This is a genomic window from Burkholderia sp. MS389 (genome assembly GCF_016899425.1).
GTDB classification, from domain to species: Bacteria; Pseudomonadota; Gammaproteobacteria; order Burkholderiales; family Burkholderiaceae; genus Burkholderia; species Burkholderia sola.
The window spans coordinates 171,594-196,515 of record NZ_CP045994.1; the positions used below are offsets into that span (position 1 = coordinate 171,594).

Genomic DNA, 24,922 nt, shown 5'->3' on the forward strand with positions numbered 1-24,922 from the left:
GGGGCCGCCGCGCGCCCGAATCGTCTCCCGTCTCGCGCCCGGCGCCCGCACCCCACCGCGTCATACCGCCCAGTGCAACCCGTTTTCGACTGCTTCCGCGCATGCCGAAGGTTGCACACGCGTACCGAATCGCCCCGATCAGGGAAAACACCGAGCCCCCGACCACGGGCAACCCCTAGGTTGCAACCTCATAAGTGGCTGATTATATTGACTAACTTATGGGTGCAACCCCTCTCTCAATTTGGTTGCACCTTTTTATTGCGTGCCGTAGGATTTCGCGCATCCTCTCACACCATACTGCCGGGCTCGCACCGGCGCACGAACCCACCATGGCAAGCACGACTCTCGGCGTCAAAGTCGACGACCTTCTCCGCTCGCGCCTGAAAGACGCGGCAGCGCGTCTCGAGCGCACTCCCCACTGGCTGATCAAGCAGGCGATCTTCGCGTATCTCGAGCGGATCGAGCACGGCCAGTTGCCGCCCGAGCTGTCGGGCCACAGCGGCGTGACGGAGCTCGCCGACGGTCAGGCCGCGGACGGCGACGACGACAACTCGCCGCATCCGTTCCTCGAGTTCGCGCAGAACGTGCAGCCGCAATCGGTGCTGCGCGCGGCGATCACGGCCGCGTACCGCCGGCCGGAACCGGAGTGCGTGCCGTTCCTGCTCGGCCAGGCGCGCCTGCCCGCGAACCTGCAGGCGGACGTGCAGGCGCTCGCGACGAAGCTGGTCGAGGCGCTGCGCGAGAAGAGCTCGGGCGGCGGCGTCGAAGGGCTGATCCACGAGTTCTCGCTGTCGAGCCAGGAAGGCGTCGCGCTGATGTGCCTCGCCGAAGCGCTGCTGCGCATTCCCGATCGCGCGACGCGCGACGCGCTGATCCGCGACAAGATCAGCAAGGGCGACTGGCGCTCGCACGTCGGCCACGCGCCGTCGCTGTTCGTGAACGCGGCGACCTGGGGGCTGATGATCACCGGCAAGCTCGTGACGACCAACAGCGAAGCGGGCCTGTCGTCGGCGCTCACGCGCCTGATCGGCCGCGGCGGCGAGCCGCTGATCCGCAAGGGCGTCGACATGGCGATGCGCCTGATGGGCGAGCAGTTCGTCACCGGCGAAACGATTTCCGAAGCGCTCGCGAACAGCCGCAAGTACGAAGCGCGCGGCTTCCGCTACTCGTACGACATGCTCGGCGAAGCGGCGACGACCGAAGAGGACGCGCAGCGCTACTACGCGTCGTACGAACAGGCGATCCACGCGATCGGCAAGGCGGCCGGCGGCCGCGGCATCTACGAAGGCCCGGGCATCTCGATCAAGCTGTCGGCGCTGCATGCGCGCTACTCGCGCTCGCAGCAGGACCGCACGATGAGCGAGCTGCTGCCGCGCGTGCGCGCGCTGGCGCTGCTCGCGCGTCGCTACGACATCGGCCTGAACATCGACGCGGAAGAAGCCGACCGTCTCGAACTGTCGCTCGACCTGCTCGAGGCGCTGTGCTTCGATCCGGAGCTTGCCGGCTGGAACGGCATCGGCTTCGTCGTGCAGGGCTACCAGAAGCGCTGCCCGTTCGTGATCGACTACCTGATCGATCTCGCGCGCCGCAGCCGTCACCGCCTGATGATCCGCCTCGTGAAGGGCGCGTACTGGGACAGCGAAATTAAGCGTGCGCAGGTCGACGGCCTCGAAGGCTATCCGGTCTACACGCGCAAGATCTACACCGACGTGTCGTATCTCGCATGCGCGAAGAAGCTGCTCGCGGCGCCGGACGCCGTGTATCCGCAGTTCGCGACGCACAACGCGTACACGCTGGCTGCGATCTACCAGCTCGCGGGCCAGAACTACTACCCGGGCCAGTACGAATTCCAGTGTCTGCACGGGATGGGCGAGCCGCTGTACGAGGAAGTCACGGGCCGCGACAAGCTGAATCGTCCGTGCCGCGTGTATGCACCGGTCGGCACGCACGAGACGCTGCTCGCCTACCTCGTGCGCCGTCTGCTGGAAAACGGCGCGAACACGTCGTTCGTGAACCGCATCGCCGATAAAACCGTGTCGGTGAAGGAGCTGGTCGCCGATCCGGTCGACGAAGCGTCGAAGATCGTGCCGCTCGGCGCGCCGCACGCGAAGATCCCGCTGCCGCGCCACCTGTACGGCGACGAGCGTCCCAACTCGATGGGCCTCGACCTGTCGAACGAACACCGTCTCGCGTCGCTGTCGTCCGCGCTGCTCGCGAGCGCGCACCACCCGTGGCGCGCGGCGCCGATGCTCGCCGACGACGCGCTCGCCGACGCGCCGGCGCGCGAGGTGCGCAACCCGGCCGACCAGCGCGACCTGGTCGGCACGGTCAGCGAAGCGACGTCCGAACACGTGAGCGCGGCGCTCGCGCACGCGGTGGCCGCCGCGCCGATCTGGCAGGCCACGCCGGTCGATGCGCGCGCCGATTGCCTGGTGCGCGCGGCCGACCTGCTCGAAGCGCAGATGCATACGCTGATGGGCCTGATCGTGCGCGAAGCCGGCAAGTCGCTGCCGAACGCGATCGCCGAGATCCGCGAAGCGGTCGACTTCCTGCGCTACTACGCGGCGCAGATCCGCGACGAATTCTCGAACGACACGCACCGTCCGCTCGGCCCCGTCGTCTGTATCAGCCCGTGGAACTTCCCGCTCGCGATCTTCATGGGCCAGGTCGCCGCGGCGCTCGCCGCCGGCAACACGGTGCTCGCGAAGCCGGCCGAGCAGACGCCGCTGATCGCCGCGCAAGCCGTGCGCCTGTTGCGCGAGGCCGGCGTGCCGGCCGGCGCGGTGCAACTGCTGCCGGGCACCGGCGAGACCGTCGGCGCGGCGCTGGTCGCCGATCCGCGCACGCGTGCGGTGATGTTCACGGGCTCGACCGAAGTCGCGCGCCTGATCAACAAGACGCTCGCCGCGCGCCTCGATCCGGACGGCAAGCCGATTCCGCTGATCGCCGAAACGGGCGGCCAGAACGCGATGATCGTCGATTCGTCGGCGCTCGCGGAGCAGGTCGTCGCCGACGTGATGCAGTCGTCGTTCGACTCGGCCGGTCAACGGTGTTCGGCGCTGCGCGTTCTGTGTCTGCAGGACGACGTCGCGGACCGCACGCTGACGATGCTCAAGGGCGCGATGCACGAGCTCGCGCTCGGCAACCCGGACCGGCTGTCGACCGACGTCGGCCCGGTGATCGACGGCGAAGCGAAGCAGACGATCGACACGCACGTCGCGGCGATGAAGGACAAGGGCCATGCGGTCACGCAGCTGCCGATGCCGGACGCGTGCGCGCACGGCACGTTCGTGCCGCCGACGCTGATCGAGATCGGCAGTATCGACGAGCTGAAGCGTGAAGTGTTCGGCCCCGTGCTGCACGTGGTGCGCTACCGCCGCAGCCAGCTCGACAAGCTGCTCGAGCAGATCCGCGCGACCGGCTACGGGCTGACGCTCGGCATCCACACGCGGATCGACGAGACGATCGCGCACGTGATCTCGAATGCGCACGTGGGCAACATCTACGTGAACCGCAACGTGATCGGCGCGGTGGTCGGCGTGCAGCCGTTCGGCGGCGAAGGGCTGTCGGGTACGGGGCCGAAGGCCGGCGGCGCGCTGTACCTGCAGCGCCTGCTCGCGACGCGTCCGTCGGGGCTGCCGCGTGCGCTCGCGGAGTCGCTGATCGCGGACGGCGCGGCCGATGGCGACGCGCGCGGTAATCCGGCGGCAGCGCTCACCGCACTGCGCGACTGGCTGATCGAGCAGCGCGAGCCGGCGCTCGCCGCACGCTGCGACGGTTACCTCGCACAGGTGCCAGCCGGCGCAACCGCGGTGCTGACCGGCCCGACGGGCGAGCGAAACACGTATACACTCGGCCCGCGCGGCACGGTGCTGTGTGTCGCGGCCACGCCGGGCGGCGCGCGTGCGCAGTTCGCGGCGGTGCTGGCGACGGGCAACCGCGCGCTGTTCGCCGGCGCGGCGGGCGAGGCGCTGGTCGCCGCGCTGCCGGCGTCGCTGAAGGCGCACGCGGCCGTGCGCAAGCAGGCCGACGCGCCGTTCGACGCGGTGCTGTTCGAAGGCGACAGCGACGAGCTGCAGACGCTCGTGAAGGACGTCGCGCAGCGCCCCGGCCCGATCGTGTCGGTGCAGGGCGTGTCGGCGGGCGCGTTCGAGAACGGCGACGCGGAAGACTACGCGCTCGAGCGGTTGCTGACGGAACGCTCGGTGAGCGTGAACACGGCCGCGGCGGGCGGCAATGCGAATTTGATGACGATCGGCTGATCATCCTTGCCGTTCGGATCAAACAAAGGAAGCGGCCAGGCGATCCCGAAGCCGCTCCATTTACCCTGGTACCAAGGAGATGCTATGCAACACACGATGAAAAAAGTGGCAGGCGCGACGTTCGTCGCGGTCATGTCGCTGGCGGGGACGGCCCATGCGGACGACGTGAAGATTGGTTACGCAGGGCCGATGACGGGCGCGCAGGCGCACTACGGCAAGGATATGCAGAACGGGATCGTGCTCGCGCTGGAAGACTTCAACGCGACGAACCCGAAGATCGGCGGCAAGGCCGTGAAGTTCGTGCTCGACACGCAGGACGACCAGGCCGACCCGCGCACGGGTACGACGGTCGCCCAGAAGCTGGTCGACGACGGCATCAAGGGCATGCTCGGTCACTTCAACTCGGGCACGACGATTCCGGCTTCGCGCATCTACGCGAACGCGGGCATTCCGGAAATCGCGATGGCGACGGCGCCGGAATACACGCAGCAGGGTTACAAGACGACCTTCCGCATGATGACGTCCGACACGCAGCAGGGCTCGGTGGCCGGCACGTTCGCGTCGAAGGATCTCGGCATGAAGAAGATCGCGATCGTCGACGACCGCACGGCCTACGGCCAGGGTCTCGCCGACCAGTTCGAGAAGGCCGCGAAGGCCGGCGGCGCGACGATCGTCGACCGTGAATTCACGAACGACAAGGCTGTCGACTTCAAGGCGATTCTGACGAAGCTGAAGGCGGCGAAGCCGGACCTCGTCTACTACGGCGGCGCGGATTCGCAGGCTGCGCCGATGGTCAAGCAGATGAAGGCGCTCGGCATCACCGCCCCGCTGATGAGCGGCGAAATGGTGAAGACGCCGACGTTCCTGAAGATCGCGGGCAACGCGGCCGAAGGCACGATCGCGTCGCTGGCCGGCCTTCCGCTGGAAGAAATGCCGGGCGGCAAGGCTTACGCCGACAAGTACAAGAAGCGCTTCGGCGAAGACGTGCAGACGTACTCGCCGTACGCGTACGACGGCGCGATGGCGATGCTGAACGCGATGAAGAAGGCCGATTCGACCGATCCGGCGAAGTACCTGCCGGTGCTCGCGAAGACCGACATGGCCGGCGTCACGTCGACGCACGTCGCGTACGACGCGAAGGGGGACCTCAAGAACGGCGGCATCACGATGTACAAGGTCGAGAAGGGCGACTGGAAGCCGCTGAAGAGCATCGGCGGGAAGTAAGCAGCCTTTGATGTGACGCGCGGCCGGCGGCGCATGTCGCTGTCCGGCCGGTCGTGTGAAAAAGCCACCGGGCCGTCGGGCCGGGTGGCTTTTTCTTTGGCGGTGCACGGCCAGGTAGTACATACGGCTCTTGCCGGCGATGATTCAACGGGTTGGGTATGTTCCGACGGGGGCGCCGCGTGTGTACGTCAATGTCTCATCGATGCGACTGGCGGCAGTGCGAGGTTACTTATCTTCACAGCACTTGTTGGGGCAATCGGGCAGGAAGGAAATTTCCACACGCCGCCCATTATCTACGTCCCCATGCGAGTAGACGCGGGCGCTCGTCTTAATGGTTCCACGTAGAAAACCGAATTGCTTCAGCAGCGCATACGCGGTTTGCATTCGCGATTGTGCAAGGGGCAGTGCGCTCTGTTCACTTTCCTCGGCATGGCCGCTAATCAGCGTTGTTTCCTTGGTTACGTGACGTGCGTAGGCGATTTTCTGGTCTGCTGTCCAGTTTGCAGTGCGGACGATTTCAGAATTCGATATATATGAACTGTTTTTCGGAAAATGGATATCGAAATTTTCGCTTGCGACACATGCAGATGCATGACTGGACGCGACGACGCATAGGCCGGCAATTAATTTCATAGTTTATTATTTGGTGAGTTTTGTTGTCGACGAGACGCCGGAGCGTCGCATAAATTTCCACATCCATTTTTGCAGAAAGGCAGAAGACTCACGCCGAGCTGCAAGTATCCTCCATGGCCCGTGCTATCGATTGGGTATGTAATTCGATTGACGTGCGTGTCAACATGGATATATTGAGGCTTGATGCCAAGCTGTATCAGGAAGTCTTTCAGCTGGTCACCTCTCGACTTTGCCAGACTCAAGGAGTTGCGTTCGCCGACATATGCGCTGGCGATGATTTGCGCCTGCACTTCAACATCGGGCCATTGCCGCGCAGCCAAAACCATATCCACTATCTTTATTCGATATGCATTTGGAATGCCGGGATAATTCAGAGGCACGCTTTCGAGCATGTGTTCCGATATCGTACAAGCGCTTGCATGTTGAATAAAAGCGGCACCAGCAAGCGCAGCAACGGGGATCAGAAGTTTTATCATTCAATCACCAAATATTCTTTTTTAAGAATTCACTTATTTCATCAAAGTGCGCGATGTAGCATGCAATGCTGTCTGCATTTCTATCTGCACCTTCTGGATTGGCTTGTGCCCAATATCCGATTCCTCGAGCAAACCCATAGTTGACGTCGTCCGCATCGAATGTGTCAATGTAATGGGAACATTCGTGAATGAGAATTTTCAATTTGCAGTTTCCAGCAACGTAAACATCCTCGACAGTGCAGAAATGCGGGTAGATCGCGATTATGCGACGTGCCGAATCGGGCTTGCATACAGCCGCGTCATTTGCGCCAGTATCAGGGGCCACTGAGCATGTAAGTTGCCGCTGGCTTTGTTCGTCCCATCTGATGATCTTCTCGGGCTGTAGTTCGCACATAGCCGCAGCGAGCTTGGGGAGGCCGAAACTTAGTTTTTGACGTATCGCTTCGTCGCTTCGGCCAAACCAGAATTGCACTCTATCTCGGGCAGTTTTATCCCATCGCGCCAGATCCGATATGCGCTCCTCAATTAAGATCACCGCGGTGTCCCGTAGTCGCATTATTAGGGATCTGAATGCCTTGTTGCTCATGTTGGGGCAAATTGGCATCGTGTTGATGGACACATAGATCATCGACCCCGGATTGGTATTGGTGACGGCCCCCGAATGGACGAGGACCCATTCTTCGTTTTCCTGATCTTCGAAGTCGTATTTATTTCCCGAAAAACCGCTCATCGCGTCAATGCCCCTTCGTATAGATTTTCAGAGATGCTGCGGCGTCGGTGGCAATTCGATGTGTTTGCCCGGCCGCGTCCGTGATGCCTGCGAAGATCTGCCCGGTGTCGGTGACGATTCGATAGCGAACGTTGACGAGCGGGCGGTGCGCATCATCGAGCAAGGTAAATTGCTCGTCATGTACGGCATCCGATGAGGCAAACGGCAGATGGGCTGCACCAGGTTTGCGCCCATTCAGCGCCGCAATTTCGCCCGCAGTGAAAGTCATCCGCATGCCGCGCTCAGCGTAGAAGATCGGCGGTGGGTTGCATCCGCAGACATTGATATCCCCGCTCAATGCCCACTGTTTGCCGTTCGGGCCGGTACCGGGCCAGCGCGGCCCTTGCGGTGCGATGTATCCTTCGCGCTTGCAGGCCGAACAGTAGGTCTTCATATCGAGCGTGGCGATATGAACCGTCGGCGGCGGATTGGAACAGGTCACGGTATCGAGGCCCTCGACAATCACCGCTTCCCCGGCGCGGTCGCCTTTGGCAAGAAAGTAGCGGATCATGAGCGCTACCTCAGCGGGGCATGGACGAGCGGGTGACGATGCCAAATACAACGGACGACGCCACGCCTCGTCGCTCGGGGCTATCAGTGATCGTGTCGCCGTTATCGAGTTCGCTTCCAACGAATGCGAGCGGCGCGAAGTCGGGCCTGTCTGCCAAACCCAGACCGCTCGTCACGTGCGCGGTTGAACCGTCCGGATAGTGGATCAGGTCGCCCACCGTGGCAGGCTTTCCCAGGTGCGACGCTACTTCCCACGTGCCGGACGGCTCGCGCAATGCATCGCCGCGCGCTGTTGTCGCGCCACGTACCGCCAGTCTATAGGCAGGCGGTGCGGGTGGCGGCACATAGGTGGGATCGAACAGGCCCGCAATGCTTTGCCCCTCCCGCACGTGAATGCCCCATGAGGTGCGCGGCGTTTCGGTAATTCGGTCACCGTTGCTCAACCGGCTGCCGACCAGCGCGAACGGCTTGCCTCCGCTATGGTTGTTTCCCGCGCCGTCGATAATCGCGGCCTCGCTGCCGTCGTCATAGGTCACTACGTCGCCGACGCAGGCGACTTCTAATCCTGCCAGGTTCAGGCCGCTGGTTGCGGTGGTGACGCGTCCACCGCGTTCCGTGAGTGCGCCAACGGTGGCGAAAAGATGGGTCGGTGCTTTGTGTTCGTTTTTCATCCGGCTTCCCTGTCTCAGTAAATGGAATGGCTGCCTAGAGACGCTATTCCAGATAAGAAACGTCGATCAATCGGACGAATATGATTCAGCGCTGGTAACTTCTATTACTTGTTCCGTTCCGCCTGTTGCATTGACCGCGCGTGCGCGAATGCGCTAGCTCAATCGCGGATACTCAGTCCCTGCGCACGCGCAGCAGAAACTTCTGCAACTTGCCGGTCGGCGTGCGCGGCAGCGCCTGCACGAACGCGAACTCGCGCGGGATCTTGTACGCGGCGAGCCGCTCGCCGCAGAACGCGCGCAGCGCGTCCGCATCGGCCGCCGCGTTCGCCCGCGTCACGACGTGCGCGACGACCGTCTCGCCCCAGTCCGGATGCGCGACGCCGACGACGGCCGCCTCGGCGATGTCCGGGTGCGCACCGAGCACGTCCTCCACCTCCTTCGAATAGACGTTCTCGCCGCCGGTGACGATCATGTCCTTCAGCCGGTCGACGATGAACAGATAGTCCTCCTGATCGATCCGTGCGAGGTCGCCGGTGCGATACCAGCCGCCCGGCGCGAACGCGGCACGCGTCGCGGCCGCGTCGTCGAGATAGCCGAGCATCATGCTGTCGGCCTTCAACCAGATCTCGCCGGTCTCGCCCGGCCGCGCATCGACACCGTCCATCCGCACGACCCTCAGGTCGACGCCCGGGCCACCGTGGCGGCCGATCGAGCCGGCCTTCGCGATCTGCTCGTCCGGATACAGCGTCGTGCCGGCCGGCCCCGCTTCCGTCATTCCGTACACCTGAAAGAACGCGTGACTGCGATACGCACGGGCGAGCCGTTCGGCCTGCGCGGCGCCGATCGGGCCGCCGCCGTACAGCCACGCGCGCACGCTCGACAGATCGAACGCCGCGAAGCCGTCGACCGTGTCGAGCGGCAGCGTGTACGACACCGGCGCGCCGAAATACAGCGTCACGCGCTCGCGCTCGACGGTCTGCAGGAAGCGCAGCGGATGGTATTCGCGCAGCAGCACGACGGTGCCGCCCGCGACCAGCGTGCCGCCGAACCAGTTGTTCAGCGGCGACGAATGCCAGATCGGCATCGCCATCAGCGTGCGTTCGTTGCAGCCGATGCCGATGGCGAGCGCCGCTTGCATCGCGGCGAGCGTCACCGTGCGATGACTGTGCACGCAACCCTTCGGGCGGCCGGTCGTGCCGGACGTGTAGAGGATCTGCGCGACGTCGTCGTCGGCCGGCTCGATGCCCGCGAGGCCGTCTATCGTCGCGCACATCGTGTCGAAGTTCGGCACGCCGTCGAGTTCGCCTTCGGTCACGAGCCGCCGCGCCGGATGCACGATGCGCTCGACCACCGGCGCGAGCGCGACGTCGAACAGCAGCACGGTGCTGCCGCTGTGTTCGAGCACGTAGTCGACTTCCGGCGCCTGCAGTTTGTGGTTGATCGGCACGAACGCCGCGCCGAGGCGCCATGCGCCGAACATCAGGTCGACGAAGGCCGGCGTGTTGAAGCACATCGCGGCGACGCGGTCGCCGGCCGCGACGCCGAGCGCGCTCAGCACGGCCGCCGCGCGGTGCGAACGCTCGCGTGCGGCCGCATACGTGATCGTCGCGGATTCGCTGACGAGGAACGGCTTGTCGGGCGTCGCACGGGCGGCGCGGTCGAGGGCGGCGACGAGGTTCATCGGGGCTCCGGGCGGGCGAACGAACGCGAATTCGGTTGAGCGGGCCGGCGTCAGGCCGGGTACGCGCGCTGCAGCAGCGCGGCGACGTCGATCGCGCGCGGATCGAAGCCGCCCGCGATACGGCCCCAGTCGGGCGCGGCGAGCCGCGTCGCGACGAACGCGTCGGCGACGGCCGCCGGTGCATCGCGGCGCAGCAGGCACGCCTGCGCGACGAGCGCGAGCCGCTGCGCGAACACGCGGCCCGACGCTTCGAGCGTGTCGGCCGGGGCGGCGAGCATCGCGCGCAACGCGTCGAGCGCCGCGCGGATGCGCGGTTCGCCCGCGCCGAGGTCGGCGAGTTCGTCGAACAGCGCGGCGGCGGCATCGGGCTCGCGCGACACCGCGCGCAGCACGTCGAGGCACATCACGTTGCCCGAGCCTTCCCAGATCGAGTTGACGGGCGCCTCGCGGAACAGGCGCGCGATCGGGCCGTCGTCGACGTAGCCGTTGCCGCCGAACACTTCCATCACCTCGCCGGTCAGCTCGACCGCGCGCTTGCAGACCCAGAATTTCGCGGCGGGCGTGACGATCCGCTTCCACGCGCGTTCGCGGGGCGAGTCGTCGCGTTCGAACGCATCGGCGAGCCGCATCGCGAGCGACAGCGCCGCCTCGCTTTCGAGCGCGAGATCGGCGAGCACGGTGCGCATCAGCGGCTGCTCGGCGAGCGCGCGGCCGAACGCGTGACGCTGGCGCGTGTACGCGATCGCCTGCACGACGCCCTGGCGCAGCATCGCCGCGCTGCCGAGCACGCAGTTCAGCCGCGTGTAGGTGGCCATCTCGATGATGGTCGGAATGCCGCGGCCTTCATCGCCGAGCATGATCCCCCACGCATCGTTCAGCTCGATTTCGCTGCTCGCGTTGCTGCGGTTGCCGACCTTGTTCTTCAGCCGCTGGATCTCGACCGCGTTTTTCGTGCCGTCCGGCCGCCAGCGCGGCACGTAGAAGCACGACGGGCCGCCGGCTTCGGTGCGCGCGACGACGAGGTGCGCGTCGCACATCGGCGCGGAAAAGAACCACTTGTGGCCGCGCAGCCGGTATTCGCCGCCGCGGCCGCCCGCGCCGACCGGCGTGGCGAGCGTCGTGTTTGCGCGCACGTCGGAGCCGCCCTGTTTCTCGGTCATGCCCATGCCGAACCAGATCGCGCGCTTGTCGGCGACCGGCACGTCGCGCGCATCGTAGTCGTCGCTGTAGAGCTTGTCGCGCAGCAGGTCCCACAGCGCCGGCTCTTTCTGCAGCACGGGAATCGCGGCTTGCGTCATCGTCGCCGGGCACAGCGTGCCGGCCTCGATCTGGCCGTGCAGGTAGAAGCCGGCGGCCGTCGCGGCCCAGCGGCCGCGGCGCGACTCGCGGAACGCGAGCGACACGAAGCCTTCGTGACGATACTGGCCGAGCAGCGCGTGCCAGGCGGGATGGAAGTCGACGCGGTCGATGCGCCGGCCGCGCCGGTCGAACGCGTTCAGTTCGGGCGTGTGGCGGTTCGCTTCGTCGGCGAGTTGCGCGGTGTCGGCGCTGCCGAGCCGCGCGCCGTATGCGTCGAGCTGCGGTACGGCCCAGTCGGCGCCGGCCCGGACGAGCGCGTCGCGCAGCGCGAGATCCGTCGCGAAGAGGTTATAGTCGACGAGTTCGTCGAACTGGTTCGTGACGGCGTGGGTCGAGTCGGTCATCGCGGTCGTCTCCGGTCTTATGCTTCACGGTCAGCCGGCGTCGTGCCGCGCGCAACGCGCTTCGGCGCGGGTTCCGGCTGCCGGTAAAACGTATTCCCTGCTGAATTCAGAGTAGCAAATATGCCGCCGCGACATGTTCAGGTTCCGGCGCCGCCCGGCTCGCCGACGGCGCAACCCGCGCCCGCGTTGCGTCGCCGGCCGCGCCAGTCGCGCGCGCAGGCGAGCTCCGACGCGCTGCAACAGGCGTTCGTTCAGCTTTTGCTCGAACGCGGCTACGCGAAGGCGACGATCCGCGAGATCGCGGCCGTCGCGGGTGTCAGCATCGGCACCTTCTACGAATATTTCGGCGACAAGCAGAGCCTCGCGGCGCTCTGTATTCATCGCCGCGTGCTGGCGCTGGCCGACCGGCTGCGCGACGCGGTGCAGCGGCTGCGCGGTGCGCCGCGGGCCGAGCTCGCCGTCGCGCTGGTCGATCTCCAGGTCGATACGATCGCCGCCGACGCGGCGCTGTGGGGCGCGCTGTTCGCGCTGGAGCGGCAGGTGTCGCCGCTGACCGCCTATCGCCGGCATTACGACGCCTATGTCGCGCTGTGGCGCGACGCGCTGGCCCACGCGGCCGATCCGCCGCCCGCCGCGCGGCTCGACGGGCTCGCGCGGATGGCCCATACGATCTGCTACGGCGGCCTGTCGCAGGCGCTGCTGACGCTCGGGCCCGCGCTCGATTTCGCCGCGCAGCGCCGCGAACTGCGAGCCGTGCTGCTCGCGTATCTCGCGGCCGCGGACGCGTAGCCTTCCCGGGGGAAATGCCTGATTCGCATATCAGGCGCGCAGACCCGCCTTGCCGCCAAGCTCTTCTCCCGGCGAACCATGAGAAAAATGCATGGCCTCCATGACGAACTTTCGATTGTCCGCCGATATTGGTTCGGGCTAAATCATGCGGCAGATGCAGGTCGCGCACGGCGCGGCCCGCCCGAAGGACATCAGGAGGAGGAGTCATGCGAAGCGCCACCGCGCCCCGTTCGAAACTGCCCGACGTCGGGACGACGATCTTCACGGTGATCGGCCAACTGGCTGCTCAACACGACGCATTGAACCTGTCGCAGGGCGCGCCGAATTTCGCGCCCGATCCGGCGCTCGTCGAAGGCGTCGCGCGCGCGATGCGCGACGGTCACAACCAGTATGCGCCGATGGCCGGCGTGATCGCGCTGCGCGAGCGGCTCGCCGAGAAGACCGAGGCGCTGTACGGCGCGCGCTACGATCCGGCGACCGAGATCACGGTGATCGCGAGCGCGAGCGAGGGGCTGTACGCGGCGATCAGCGCGCTCGTGCATCCGGGCGACGAGGTGATCTATTTCGAGCCGTCGTTCGACAGCTATGCGCCGATCGTGCGGCTGCAAGGCGCGACGCCGGTCGCGATCAAGCTGTCGCCCGAGCATTTCCGCGTGAACTGGGACGAGGTGGCCGCGGCCATCACGCCGCGCACGCGGATGATCATCGTCAACACGCCGCACAACCCGACCGCGACGGTGTTCTCCGCCGACGATCTCGAGCGGCTCGCGCAGCTCACGCGCGACACGGGGATCGTGGTGCTGTCCGACGAAGTCTACGAGCACGTCGTGTTCGACGGCGCGCAGCACCAGAGCGTCGCGCGCCACCGCGAGCTGGCCGAGCGCAGCGTGATCGTGTCGTCGTTCGGCAAGTCGTTCCACGTGACCGGCTGGCGGGTCGGCCATTGCCTCGCGCCGGCCGAACTGATGGACGAGATCCGCAAGGTGCACCAGTTCATGGTGTTCTCGGCCGATACGCCGATGCAGGTCGCGTTCGCGGAGATCCTCGCGCGGCCGGACAGCTATCTCGGCCTCTCGGCGTTCTACCAGGCCAAGCGCGACCTGCTCGCGCGCGAGCTGGCCGATTCGCGTTTCGAGCTGCTGCCGAGCGAAGGCTCGTTCTTCATGCTCGCGCGCTTTCGCCACTTCTCGGATGAAAGCGACAGCGATTTCGTGCTGCGCCTGATCCGCGACGCGCGCGTCGCGACGATTCCGCTGTCGGCGTTCTATACCGACGGCACCGACGCCGGCGTGATCCGGCTCAGTTTTTCGAAGGACGACGCGACGCTCGTCGAAGGCGCGCGGCGGCTGCGTTCGCTGTAGGACAACCGGCGGCGGAGACGTCGCATCGACCGGACACTTGGAGATCACGATGAAGCACACGGCAACCCTGAAACTCGCATTCGCACTCGCGTGCGCCATCGGCTCCGGCACGGCGCTCGCCGATGCGCCGACGCTGCGCTTCGGCCTCGAAGCGCAATACCCGCCGTTCGAATCGAAGGCGCCGAACGGCGACCTGCAGGGCTTCGACATCGACGTCGGCAATGCCGTCTGCCAGACGGCGAAGCTGTCGTGCAAATGGGTCGAGACCTCGTTCGACGGGCTGATTCCGGCGCTGAAGGGCCGCAAGTTCGACGCGATCAACTCGGCGATGAACGCGACCGAGCAGCGGCGCCAGGCGATCGACTTCACGACGATCATCTATCGCGTGCCGACCCAGCTGATCGCGCGCACCGGCAGCGGGCTGCTGCCGACGCCCGAATCGCTGAAGGGCAAGCGCGTGGGCGTGCTGCAGGCGTCGATCCAGGAAACCTTCGCGAAGGCGCACTGGGAGCCGGCCGGCGTCGCGGTCGTCGCGTACCAGGACCAGAACCAGGCGTATGCGGATCTGGTCGCCGGCCGCCTCGACGCGACGCTCGTGCTCGCGCCGTCCGGCCAGCGCGGTTTCCTGTCGCGCCCGGACGGCAAGGGCTTCTCGTTCGTCGGGCAGCCGGTGCACGACGACAAGATTCTCGGCAGCGGCATCGCGTTCGGCCTGCGCAAGGGCGACGACGCGCTGAAGGCGAAGCTCGACGCGGCGATCGACAAGCTGAAGGCGGACGGCACGGTGAAGTCGCTCGGCCTGAAGTATTTCGGCGATATCGACATCTCGACGAAGTAAGCGGGGGCGCGCGCGATGCCGACTCCGAACCCGAGCGCCGCGGGCAGCGAACCGGGCGGCACGCCGCTGCCGCTGCCGGACGATGCCGTCGCTGCCGTGCTCGCCGACGAACTGGGCGATGCGCTCGTCACGCGTGCGGCCGACATCGAGCCGCGTTACTTCACCGCGTACAACGAGCCGGCCGGCGTGCGGCCGCGCGCGCTGGTGCGCCCGCGTAGCGTCGACGACGTGTCGAGGACGCTCGCGTTATGCACGCGGCTCGGCCAGCCGGTCGTGCCGCAAGGCGGGCTGACGGGGCTCGCGCGCGGCGCGGTCGCGCTGGGCGGCGAGGTCGTGCTGTCGATGGAGCGCTTCGCGGGCATCGACGCGCTCGACGCGGCGGCCAGCACGATCACCGTGCGCGCGGGCACGCCGCTGCAGACGGTGCAGGACGCCGCGCACGCGGCGGGCTTCACGTTCGGCGTCGATCTCGGCGCGCGCGGCTCGTGCCAGATCGGCGGCATGCTCGCGACCAATGCGGGCGGCACGCGCGCGATCCGCTACGGGATGATGCGCGAGCAGGTGCTCGGGCTCGAGGCGGTGCTCGCGGATGGCACGGTCGTGTCGTCGATGAACCGGATGCTGAAGAACAACGCGGGCTACGACCTGAAGCAGCTCTTCATCGGCAGCGAAGGGACGCTCGGCGTCGTCACGCGCGCGGTGCTGCGGCTGCATCCGTTGCTGGCGGCGCCGGCCACGGCGCTCTGCCGCGTGCGCGACTACGAGGCGGTGGTCGCGCTGTGGAACCGCGTGCGCACGCTGCCGGAAGTCGTCAGTTTCGAGGCGATGTGGCCGGCGTTCTACGACTACGTCGCGCGCCATACGCCCGGTGTGTCGGCGCCATTCGTCGGCGACGGCGGTTTCGTGGTGTTGATCGAATGCGCGACGAGCGCGCCGGGCGGCGATGCGCACCATGCGCTCGAAACGGGGCTGGCTGCGGGGCTCGATGCAGGGCTCATCGACGATGCGGTGCTCGCGACTTCCGAGCGGCAGGCGCGCGACCTGTGGACGCTGCGCGAAGGGCTTGCGATCGATGCGCTGCCCCATCTCGTCAACTTCGACGTGAGTCTGCCGACGGGCGAACTCGGCGCGTTCGCCGAACGCTGCGGGGCGGCGTTGCGGGCGCGCTGGCCGGCGCTCACGTGCCTGTTCTTCGGCCATGTCGGCGACGGCAACGTGCATATCGGCGTGTCGCTGGCCGAGATGACCGACACGGATGCCGATGCGCTCGATTGCTGCGTGTATGCGGTGGTGCGCGACATGGGCGGCTCGGTGTCGGCCGAGCACGGGATTGGCGTGCTCAAACGTCCTTATCTGGCGCACACACGCAGCGACGCGGAAATCGGATTGATGCGACGCCTGAAGGCCGCGCTGGACCCGCTTGGGATCCTGAATCCCGGCAAGGTGCTTTGACGCTGCCGACGCCCGTTCCTCACGGAAAACGGCCGGCGCGACGCATCAGCCGTCCACCCAGCGCAGCGCGCCGATCTTCAGGTGTTCGACGACGCTGCGCGCCCACTCGAGCTCCGCATTGAGCAGCACGAGCGCATATTCGTTCTGCAACAGGAACAGGCGCGGCACCTGGTCGGCCTGCGCGGTGGCGCGCAGCGCCTCCAGCCGCTCGCGTTCGGCGTCGAGACGCGCGATGCGCAGCTCGAGCTGGTGGCGCGCATCTTCCGCATCGAGCAGCGGCAGGAACGCGAGGCCGGCGCCGAACGCCGGAAATTCACGCGCGGGCTCCGCGAGCAGCGCATGCAGCCACGCCTGCCCGGCCGTGTGCCCGGCTTCGGTCAGCGCATACAGCGTGCGCTCCGGAAACGCGCCGTCACGCTCGGTGTCGTGCACGACGATCAGCCCGTCGCGCAGCAGCCGGTCGATCGTCTGGTACAGGCTCGTGCGCTGCCGCACGTTGACGACTTCGTCGTAGCCGCGGGCCTTCAGTTGCTGCAGCATCCCGTACGGATGCATCGGCGTTTCGGTGAGCGTCGCGAGGACGGCCAGCGCGAGCGGGGACGGACGAATCATAGATATGAATAGTAAATATATATCTAGTTATAATATAACTATTCTCTACCAGACTATCTTGTTTGACAAGGGTTTCAGCCGAGATGCGAGCGCTTCGCGGCCGGCGCGACGGTTTCCATCGTCGCGAGACCGTGCACGATGCCGCAATCCTCGACTGAGTGCTCGCCGACGCACTGGCGGCGCAGTTCGGTGAGCTGGTCGCGCAGATGCGTGAGTTCCGCGAGGCGCGCGTCGACGTGTCCGATGTGATCGTCGAGCAGCGAATTGATCGAATCGCAGCGGTCGGCCGGCGTGTCGGTGAGCCGCAGCAGCGCGCGGATTTCGTCGTGCGCCATGTCGAGCGCGCGGCAGTTGCGGATGAAGCGCAGCCGTTCGACGTGCACGTCGGTGTAGTTGCGGTAGTTCGAATCGGTGCGCTCCGCATCTGGCATCAGCCCCTCTTTCTCGTAGAAACGGATCGTCTCGGGCGTGCAGCGGGCCGCTTTGGCCAGTTCGCCAATCTTCATGCCTTTCTCCCGTGTAAGGGTTGACCTTGTAGTGGCTTCAGGGTGTTAACTCTACACCGTCAAGCCACGAAAGGAGGTTGTCATGACCGACGCCCAGCGTCCCCACGACCCACGACACCGTCATGCCGGCGGCGCCGATACGTGTTGCGCCGATGCGCGCGACACGCAGACGGCGACCGTTGCCGATGCGGCGCCGGCGGCCGGCGAGCGCGCGCACGGCCATGACCACGATCACGGCCACGGCCACGCCGCGCATGGCGATGCGGGCCATGACCACGATCACGACGAGGCTCACACGGATACGCATCGGCATGGCGCGTCGTGCTCGCACGACCACGCCGCGCATGACCATGCCGGTCGCGACCACGACCACGACCACGACCACGACCACGACCACGACCACGACCACGACCACGCGGCCGGCGACTGCTGCGCGCCTGCCGCGCTGACGCTCGCGCCGCTGCCGGTCGCGCAGGCGACCGCGTCGGGTCACGTGCGCTCCGCGTTCCGGATCATGCAGATGGACTGCCCGACCGAGGAAACGCTGATCCGCAAAAAGCTCGGCGGCATGCAGCAGGTATCGGCGCTCGAATTCAACCTGATGCAGCGGATGCTGACCGTCGAGCACGTGCCCGGCGCGCAACCGGCGCTCGAAAGCGCGATCCGCTCGCTCGGGATGACGCCGGAAGCCGCGTCGGCCGATGCACCGGCAGCGCCCACCGCGCCGCCGCCCGCCAAACCGTGGTGGCCGCTCGCGCTCGCCGGCGTCGCCGCGATCGCATCCGAAGGCGCGACCTGGGCCGGGCTGCCGGTGTGGCTGTCGGCGGCGCTCGCGCTCGCCGCGGTGCTCGCGTGCGGGCTCACCACGTACAAGAAAGGCTGGATCGCGATCCGCAACGGCAACCTGAACATCAACGCGCTGATGAGCATCGCGGTGACGGGCGCGATGGCGATCGGCCAGTGGCCGGAAGCCGCGATGGTGATGGTGCTGTTCACGATCGCCGAGCTGATCGAGGCGAAGTCGCTCGACCGCGCGCGCAATGCGATCCAGGGGCTGATGCAGCTCGCGCCGGACACCGCGACCGTGCAGCAGGCCGACGGCGCGTGGCGCACGATCGAAGCCGCACAGGTCGCGCTGGGCGCGGTCGTGCGCGTGAAGCCGGGCGAGCGGATCGGGCTGGACGGCGAGGTCGTCGCCGGCCGCTCGACGGTCAACCAGGCGCCGATCACCGGCGAGAGCCTGCCTGTCGAAAAGGCGAGCGGCGACGCCGTGTACGCGGGCACGATCAACGAATCGGGTTCGTTCGACTACCGCGTGACGGCCGTCGCGGCCAACTCGACGCTCGCGCGGATCATCCACGCGGTCGAGGAAGCGCAGGGCGCGAAGGCGCCGACCCAGCGCTTCGTCGACCAGTTCGCGCGCGTCTACACGCCGATCGTGTTCGCGGTCGCGCTGCTGGTCGCGGTGGCGCCGCCGCTCGTGATGGGCGGCGCGTGGCACGACTGGATCTACCGCGCGCTCGTGCTGCTCGTGATCGCGTGCCCGTGCGCGCTGGTGATCTCGACGCCGGTGACGATCGTGTCGGGGCTCGCGGCCGCGGCGCGGCGCGGGATTCTCGTGAAGGGCGGCGTCTATCTGGAAGAAGGGCGCAAGCTCGCGTGGCTCGCACTCGACAAGACCGGCACGATCACGCACGGCAAGCCGGTGCAGACCGACTTCGACGTGCATGCGGACGGTGCCGATGCGGCGCGCGTGCGGCATCTCGGCGCGAGCCTCGCGGCGCGCTCCGATCACCCGGTGTCGCAGGCGATTGCGGCCGCGGCCCGCGACGCCGGCACGACCGCATTCGCCGACGTGCAGGACTTCGAAGCGATCGTCGGGCGCGGCGTGTGCGGCACGATCGACGGCACGCGCTACTGGCTCGGCAATCACCGGCTCGTCGAGGAACGGGAGCGCTGCTCGGCGGCGCTCGAGGCGAAGCTCGACGCGCTGGAGCGGCAGGGCAAGAGCGTCGTCGTGCTGGTCGACGCCACGCGCGTGCTCGGCATCTTCGCGGTGGCCGACACGATCAAGGACACGAGCCGCGATGCGATCGCCGATCTGCATGCGCTCGGCATCCGCACCGCGATGCTGACGGGCGACAACCCGCATACCGCGCAGGCGATCGCGGGGCAGGCCGGCATCGACGATGCGCGCGGCAACCAGTTGCCGGAAGACAAGCTCGCGGCGGTCGAGGAACTGTCGGCGGGCGGCGCGGGCGCGGTCGGGATGGTCGGCGACGGGATCAACGATGCGCCGGCGCTCGCGCGCGCCGACATCGGCTTCGCGATGGGCGCGATGGGTACCGACACGGCGATCGAGACGGCCGACGTCGCGCTGATGGACGACGACCTGCGCAAGATTCCCGCGTTCGTGCGGCTGTCGCGCGCGACGCACCGCGTGCTGGTGCAGAACATCGGCTTCGCGCTCGGCGTGAAGGTCGTGTTCCTCGGCCTCACGGTCGCGGGGCTCGGCACGATGTGGATGGCGGTCTTCGCCGACGCGGGCGCGAGCCTGATCGTCGTGGCCAACGGTTTGCGGCTGCTGTCGTCGTCCGGGGCGTTCGGCGACGTCCCGGCCAAGCGTTGAGGAGCGGGCGATGAGCTTCCTGAAACGGATTCTCGGCGGCCACGGCGGTGGTCATGGCAGCGGGCACAGCAATAGCGGAAACGGGGGCCACGGCGGCGGGCGTCACGGTGGCCTGCGCCAGGGCGGGCACGGCGGCCACGATGCGCGCGGCCGCGATCGCCACGGCTGGGGCTGGCAGGCGCCGGCCGACGCGGGCGGCGGTGGCCAGGGCGGCAATCTGCCGCTGAGCCAGCTCGCGTGCGCGGGCTGCGGCGCACTCAACGCAGCCGATGCACGCTTCTGCACGCAGTGCGGCGCGGCGCAACGCGGCAAGGCCTGCAGCCGCTGCCACGCGGCGCTGGCGGCCGACGCGCGGTTCTGTCCCGGCTGCGGAACGCAGGCGGCTTGACGCTATCCGCACCTTCGCGCCGGCCACGCATAAGCACAGGCCGGCACGCTTCGTTCGACGGCCGGCGCACCGACATGCCCGATGTCATCCCCGGCGTGCTCGCACCGGCAATATCGTCGCGGTCCGTCCGGATACACGGCTCCGGGACGCGCCCTTTACTCAGCGCAGCGGCAGGTGAATTTCGGTGCGCAGGTCGGCCGGAGCCGTATCCATCGGCGTATTGAGGTATAGCTCGAACGGCGGCGCGTCGGCGGCTTCGCGGCCCGAGTGACGCAGCCAGTCGCCGTAGAGCCACTGGTAGGCCGTCTTCAGGTCCGCATACGGCCCGGTATGCAGCAGCACCGCGTATTCGCCGCCCGCGATCGTCGCGCGCTCGACCGGCGGCACGGGCGCGACGTCCGGCGCGCCGTCGGCCGGCATCCAGCACGCTTTCGCGCGCAGTTGCGCTTCGGGTGTCGTGTCCGGATCGTCGTAGAAAATCCCGATCATCTTCGCGCCCGGGCCGATCAGCCCGCGCTGCCCAGCCCACGCGCCGATGCGCCCGAACGCGTCGCCCACTTTCATATACGCACCGGTGTGCGCCACCGCGTAGCCGCGCAGTTCCGGCAGCCGCCGGATCTCGACCTCGTGCTTGAACATGTCTTCCTCTCCTCGCTGTAGTGGATAAATCGGCCGGTGGATGCCGGTGCGCCGGTGCTGCGCGGGCAACACGCCGTACGCGTCGCGAAATGCCCGCGCGAACGCGTGCGTCGAACCGTAGCCCGCGCGCCGCGCGATCTCGTCGAGCGGCCGCGCGGTGCAGACCAGATCCTCGGACGCCCGCACGATCCGCATCCGCCGCACCGTCAGCACGATCGACTCGCCGTACAGCGCGCGGTAGACGCGCTGCCAGTGATACGGCGACAGGCACGCGACTTCGGCGAGCCGGTTCAGGTCGAGCGGGCCGTCGAGATGCGCGCTGATGTACGCGTGAACGCGCGCCACGCTCGCCGCGTAGCGCACCCACGCGGGCGGGTCGGGTTTCGTTTCGGCTGGGGTCATCGGCGTGTCCGGGCTGGAACCGACGCCACGGTAGCACGGGCCGAATGGACAAATCTTGCGGAAATGCCGGACACCCAACGATCAGCCCCTTTTTGATTTCAGCGAAATGGGGTCTTGCCCCTCCGAAATCTATGTCTAAAGTTAAAGACGGTGAAATCGGGTGAACGCGTCATTTTTCTCGGGTAAGTTGCTTGGACGGGGCAGCACGCATTTCGAATTACGCAGGTCGTTCGTCGATGTTCAATCGCCACACCACGTTTTCGGGAGAAGAAGAAATGGATGCTTCCAGCTTCATCACGTCGCTGCAGGCCACACTAGGCGGATACCTGCCCAAGATCGCCGGCGCGATCGGCATCCTGGTGATCGGCTGGCTGATCGCCGTCGCGGTGCGGGCCGGCGCGCTCCGGCTGCTCAGCGCGCTGAAGGTCGATCAGCGGATCACCGACAGCACGGGCCAGGGCGCGTGCGTCGAACGCATCATCGCCGGCGGCCTGTTCTGGCTCGTGCTGCTCGTCACCGCGGTGGGCATCTTCAACGTGCTCAACCTGTACGCGGTCTCCAATCCGTTCTCGCTGCTCGTCACGCACATCGTCAACTACCTGCCGAACCTGATCGGCGGCGCGGCGCTGACGCTGATCGCGTGGCTGATCGCGTCGCTGCTGCGCAGCCTCGCGAACCGGGCGCTGAAGGCGAGCAAGGTCGACGCCACGCTGTCCGAAAGCGCCGGCATGCAGCCGATGAGCGGCTATCTCGGCGACGTGCTGTTCTGGCTCGTGATCCTGATGTTCCTGCCGGCGATCCTCGCGTCGTTCGCGCTGTCGGGCCTGCTGTCGCCGGTGCAGGGGATGGTCGACAAGCTGCTCGCGATCGTGCCGAACATTTTCGCGGCCGCCGTGATCGGCTTCGTCGGCTGGATCGTCGCGCGCGTGCTGCGCGGCCTCGTGACGAACCTGCTGGTCGCCGCCGGCGCCGACCGCCTCACGCAAGGCATCGACAGCCCGACGCCGGTGCGCGTGTCGAGTCTGGTCGGCACGATCGTCTACGTGTTCGTGTTCGTGCCGACGCTGATCTCCGCGCTCGACGCACTGAAGATCGACGCGATCTCGATCCCCGCGACCAACATGCTGAACCAGTTCCTCGGCGCGGTGCCGGACATCGTCGCGGCGATCGTGATCGTGCTCGTCACGTTCTACTTCGCGCGCTTCGTCGCGTCGCTCGCGCAGAAGCTGCTGGAAGCGGCCGGCGTCGACGGGCTGCCGGCCGTGCTCGGCGTCGAGCGCGTGTTCTCGGGCATCCTGCAGCCGTCGGTGCTGGTCGCGCGGCTGATCGTGTTCTTCGCGATGCTGTTCGCGTCGGTCGAGGCCGCGAACCGGCTCGGCTTCACGCAGGTGCGCGACGTCGTCACGCTGTTCATCGAATTCGGCGGCCACGTGCTGACGGGCGGCGTGATCCTCGTGATCGGCGTGTGGCTCGCGGGCCTCGCGCGCCGCGTGATCGAGCAGGCCGACCGCGAGCACAGCGTGCTGTTCGCGCGGATCGCGCAATTCGCGATCCTCGGCCTCGTGTTCGCGATGGGGCTGCGCGCGATGGGCATCGCGAACGAAATCGTCCAGCTCGCGTTCGGCCTCGTGCTCGGCGCGATCGCGGTGGCCGTCGCGCTGTCGTTCGGCCTCGGCGGCCGGGAAGCGGCCGGCAAGCTGCTCGACCGCTGGTTCAATCAGCGCGGCGGCGGCCAGTAACGCCGGCCGGCACGGCCGCTCCGGCCCGCATCGCGCGGGCCGGAGCGGCGTGGCAACGCGGGCGGCCGGCGTTGCCGCGAGCGTTTTCGAAAGCGTTTCCGCAAGCGAAATGTCAGCCGCGATCTTTGCCGAATTTCGATAACACGTCGTTTAATGACTCTCTAGCATCGATTCTCAGTCGCGCGGGCCCGCAGGCCGGCGCCTTTGAGGAGAGTCCGATGAAAGCAGAGTCGAATGGCCGGCCCGCCGCCGGCGCCAAGTCCTCCGGCCAGCCCGCGCTGCAGCAGACGCTCGGGACCTGGCAACTGTGGGGCATCGCGGTCGGCCTCGTGATTTCCGGCGAATACTTCGGCTGGAGCTACGGCTGGGCGAGCGCGGGCACGCTGGGTTTCGTGATCACCGCGCTGTTCGTCGCGGCGATGTACACCACCTTCATCTTCAGTTTCACCGAGCTGACGACGTCGATCCCGCATGCGGGCGGCCCGTTCGCGTATGCGCGGCGCGCGTTCGGCCCGACCGGCGGCTATCTGGCCGGCGCGGCGACGCTGGTCGAATTCGTGTTCGCGCCGCCCGCGATCGCGCTCGCGATCGGCGCGTACCTGCACGTGCAGTTTCCGGGGCTCGAACCGAAACACGCGGCGATGGGCGCGTATCTCGTGTTCATGGCGCTGAACATCGTCGGCGTGCAGATCGCGGCGACCTTCGAGCTCGTCGTCACGCTGCTCGCGATCTTCGAGCTGCTGGTGTTCATGGGCGTCGTGTCGCCGGGCTTCACGTGGAGCAATTTCACGAAGGGCGGCTGGTCGGGCGCCGATCACTTCAGCGTGGGCGCGTTCCACGGGATGTTCGCGGCGATTCCGTTCGCGATCTGGTTCTTCCTCGCGATCGAAGGCGTCGCGATGGCCGCCGAGGAAGCGAAGAACCCGAAGCGCTCGATTCCGATCGCGTACGTGGCCGGGATCCTGACCCTCGTGGCGCTCGCGATCGGCGTGATGGTGTTCGCCGGCGGCGCGGGCGACTGGACCAAGCTCGCGAACATCAACGATCCGCTGCCGCAGGCGATGAAGTACATCGTCGGCGCGAACAGCGGCTGGATGCACATGCTCGTGTGGCTCGGGCTGTTCGGGCTCGTCGCGTCGTTCCACGGGATCATCCTCGGCTATTCGCGCCAGATCTTCGCGCTGGCCCGCGAAGGCTACCTGCCCGAATGGCTCGGCAAGGTGCATCCGCGCTTCAAGACCCCGCATCGCGCGATTCTCGCGGGCGGCGTGGTCGGGATTGCCGCGATCTACAGCGACGAGCTGATCCAGTTCGGCGGGCAGACGCTCACCGCGAATATCGTGACGATGTCGGTGTTCGGTGCGATCGTGATGTATATCGTCAGCATGGCGTCGCTGTTCAAGCTGCGCCGCTCGCAGCCGAACCTGGCGCGGCCGTTCCGCGCGCCGCTGTACCCGATCTTCCCGGCCTTTGCGATCCTGGCGGCGCTCGTCTGCCTCGCGACGATGGTGGTTTTCAACGGGCTGGTCGCGCTGGTGTTCGTCGGCTTCCTCGCGGTCGGTTACGCGTACTTCCTCGCGACCCGTTCGCAGCGCGCGAGCGCACCCGGCGACGCGCTGCTGGAGGAGTGAGCACGGT

At 67.1% G+C, this 24,922-nt stretch carries 20 protein-coding genes; 10 read left to right on the plus strand and 10 right to left on the minus strand.

Annotated features, from left to right (window positions below; all coding sequences use genetic code 11):
* Positions 1–329: 329 nt before the first annotated feature.
* Both putA and GJG85_RS00795 read left to right on the plus strand, forming a co-directional pair.
* Positions 330–4,262, plus strand: a complete 3,933-nt coding sequence (putA, locus tag GJG85_RS00790) for a trifunctional transcriptional regulator/proline dehydrogenase/L-glutamate gamma-semialdehyde dehydrogenase (protein WP_204383527.1) — start codon at positions 330–332, stop codon at positions 4,260–4,262.
* 84 nt (positions 4,263–4,346) lie between these two features.
* Entirely contained in the window at positions 4,347–5,486 is a 1,140-nt protein-coding gene (locus tag GJG85_RS00795; RefSeq protein WP_050015844.1) for a branched-chain amino acid ABC transporter substrate-binding protein, read from the plus strand.
* A 225-nt stretch (positions 5,487–5,711) separates the two neighbouring features.
* Here GJG85_RS00795 and GJG85_RS00800 read toward each other — a convergent pair whose 3' ends face one another.
* The 7 genes from GJG85_RS00800 to GJG85_RS00830 all read right to left on the minus strand — a co-directional run bounded on the left by GJG85_RS00800 (position 5,712) and on the right by GJG85_RS00830 (position 11,929).
* The gene (locus GJG85_RS00800; protein WP_080334331.1) at positions 5,712–6,119 is read right to left on the minus strand and encodes a hypothetical protein; all 408 of its coding nucleotides are present in this window, start codon (positions 6,117–6,119) and stop codon (positions 5,712–5,714) included.
* Positions 6,116–6,595, minus strand: coding sequence for a hypothetical protein (locus GJG85_RS00805; RefSeq protein ID WP_204383529.1), 480 nt, complete (start codon positions 6,593–6,595; stop codon positions 6,116–6,118). Before GJG85_RS00805 ends, GJG85_RS00800 begins: the two co-directional genes overlap by 4 nt.
* Before the next feature lie 4 nt (positions 6,596–6,599).
* Positions 6,600–7,325: a M35 family metallo-endopeptidase gene (locus GJG85_RS00810; RefSeq protein ID WP_080334332.1), complete on the minus strand. Its 726-nt coding sequence runs from the start codon at positions 7,323–7,325 to the stop codon at positions 6,600–6,602.
* Between the two features lie 4 nt (positions 7,326–7,329).
* Complete coding sequence (locus tag GJG85_RS00815) at positions 7,330–7,875, minus strand: hypothetical protein (protein WP_089488025.1); 546 nt, start codon at positions 7,873–7,875, stop codon at positions 7,330–7,332.
* Between the two features lie 10 nt (positions 7,876–7,885).
* Positions 7,886–8,545 (minus strand): PAAR domain-containing protein, encoded by a 660-nt coding sequence (locus GJG85_RS00820; protein ID WP_089488026.1) that lies wholly within the window; start codon positions 8,543–8,545, stop codon positions 7,886–7,888.
* A gap of 172 nt (positions 8,546–8,717) precedes the next feature.
* The gene (locus GJG85_RS00825) at positions 8,718–10,226 is read right to left on the minus strand and encodes an AMP-binding protein (protein WP_204383531.1); all 1,509 of its coding nucleotides are present in this window, start codon (positions 10,224–10,226) and stop codon (positions 8,718–8,720) included.
* Between the two features lie 50 nt (positions 10,227–10,276).
* Positions 10,277–11,929 (minus strand): acyl-CoA dehydrogenase family protein, encoded by a 1,653-nt coding sequence (locus GJG85_RS00830; RefSeq protein ID WP_050015852.1) that lies wholly within the window; start codon positions 11,927–11,929, stop codon positions 10,277–10,279.
* A 120-nt stretch (positions 11,930–12,049) separates the two neighbouring features.
* Between GJG85_RS00830 and GJG85_RS00835 the strand changes: the two genes are divergently transcribed.
* From GJG85_RS00835 to GJG85_RS00850, 4 genes are all read left to right on the plus strand, one after another.
* Complete coding sequence (locus tag GJG85_RS00835) at positions 12,050–12,718, plus strand: TetR/AcrR family transcriptional regulator (protein WP_050015853.1); 669 nt, start codon at positions 12,050–12,052, stop codon at positions 12,716–12,718.
* 206 nt (positions 12,719–12,924) lie between these two features.
* Entirely contained in the window at positions 12,925–14,079 is a 1,155-nt protein-coding gene (locus GJG85_RS00840; protein WP_011694020.1) for a pyridoxal phosphate-dependent aminotransferase, read from the plus strand.
* Positions 14,080–14,128: 49 nt separating this feature from the next.
* Positions 14,129–14,917 carry an ABC transporter substrate-binding protein gene (locus tag GJG85_RS00845; protein WP_050016021.1) on the plus strand — a complete coding sequence of 263 codons (789 nt, stop codon included), beginning with the start codon at positions 14,129–14,131 and terminating at the stop codon, positions 14,915–14,917.
* A gap of 15 nt (positions 14,918–14,932) precedes the next feature.
* Complete coding sequence (locus tag GJG85_RS00850; RefSeq protein ID WP_204383533.1) at positions 14,933–16,369, plus strand: FAD-binding oxidoreductase; 1,437 nt, start codon at positions 14,933–14,935, stop codon at positions 16,367–16,369.
* A gap of 45 nt (positions 16,370–16,414) precedes the next feature.
* Here the strand turns inward: GJG85_RS00850 and GJG85_RS00855 are convergent, their stop codons facing one another.
* Positions 16,415–16,987, minus strand: coding sequence for a PadR family transcriptional regulator (locus tag GJG85_RS00855; protein WP_089488028.1), 573 nt, complete (start codon positions 16,985–16,987; stop codon positions 16,415–16,417).
* Positions 16,988–17,055: 68 nt separating this feature from the next.
* On the minus strand, positions 17,056–17,487 hold the full coding sequence (gene cadR, locus GJG85_RS00860; protein ID WP_006477300.1) for a Cd(II)/Pb(II)-responsive transcriptional regulator: 432 nt from the start codon (positions 17,485–17,487) through the stop codon (positions 17,056–17,058).
* A gap of 82 nt (positions 17,488–17,569) precedes the next feature.
* On the opposite strand from cadR, the gene GJG85_RS00865 reads away from it, so the two are divergent.
* Together GJG85_RS00865 and GJG85_RS00870 are read left to right on the plus strand one after the other, a co-directional pair.
* The gene (locus GJG85_RS00865) at positions 17,570–20,116 is read left to right on the plus strand and encodes a heavy metal translocating P-type ATPase (RefSeq protein ID WP_204383535.1); all 2,547 of its coding nucleotides are present in this window, start codon (positions 17,570–17,572) and stop codon (positions 20,114–20,116) included.
* A gap of 10 nt (positions 20,117–20,126) precedes the next feature.
* Complete coding sequence (locus GJG85_RS00870; RefSeq protein WP_050015863.1) at positions 20,127–20,504, plus strand: zinc ribbon domain-containing protein; 378 nt, start codon at positions 20,127–20,129, stop codon at positions 20,502–20,504.
* Positions 20,505–20,663: 159 nt separating this feature from the next.
* Here the strand turns inward: GJG85_RS00870 and GJG85_RS00875 are convergent, their stop codons facing one another.
* Entirely contained in the window at positions 20,664–21,545 is an 882-nt protein-coding gene (locus GJG85_RS00875) for an AraC family transcriptional regulator (protein WP_050015865.1), read from the minus strand.
* Between the two features lie 275 nt (positions 21,546–21,820).
* Here GJG85_RS00875 and GJG85_RS00880 point away from each other — a divergent pair, with 275 nt between their 5' ends.
* Together GJG85_RS00880 and eat are read left to right on the plus strand one after the other, a co-directional pair.
* Complete coding sequence (locus GJG85_RS00880; RefSeq protein WP_204383537.1) at positions 21,821–23,284, plus strand: mechanosensitive ion channel; 1,464 nt, start codon at positions 21,821–21,823, stop codon at positions 23,282–23,284.
* A gap of 218 nt (positions 23,285–23,502) precedes the next feature.
* Positions 23,503–24,915: an ethanolamine permease gene (gene eat / locus GJG85_RS00885; protein ID WP_050015869.1), complete on the plus strand. Its 1,413-nt coding sequence runs from the start codon at positions 23,503–23,505 to the stop codon at positions 24,913–24,915.
* Positions 24,916–24,922 lie beyond the last annotated feature (7 nt).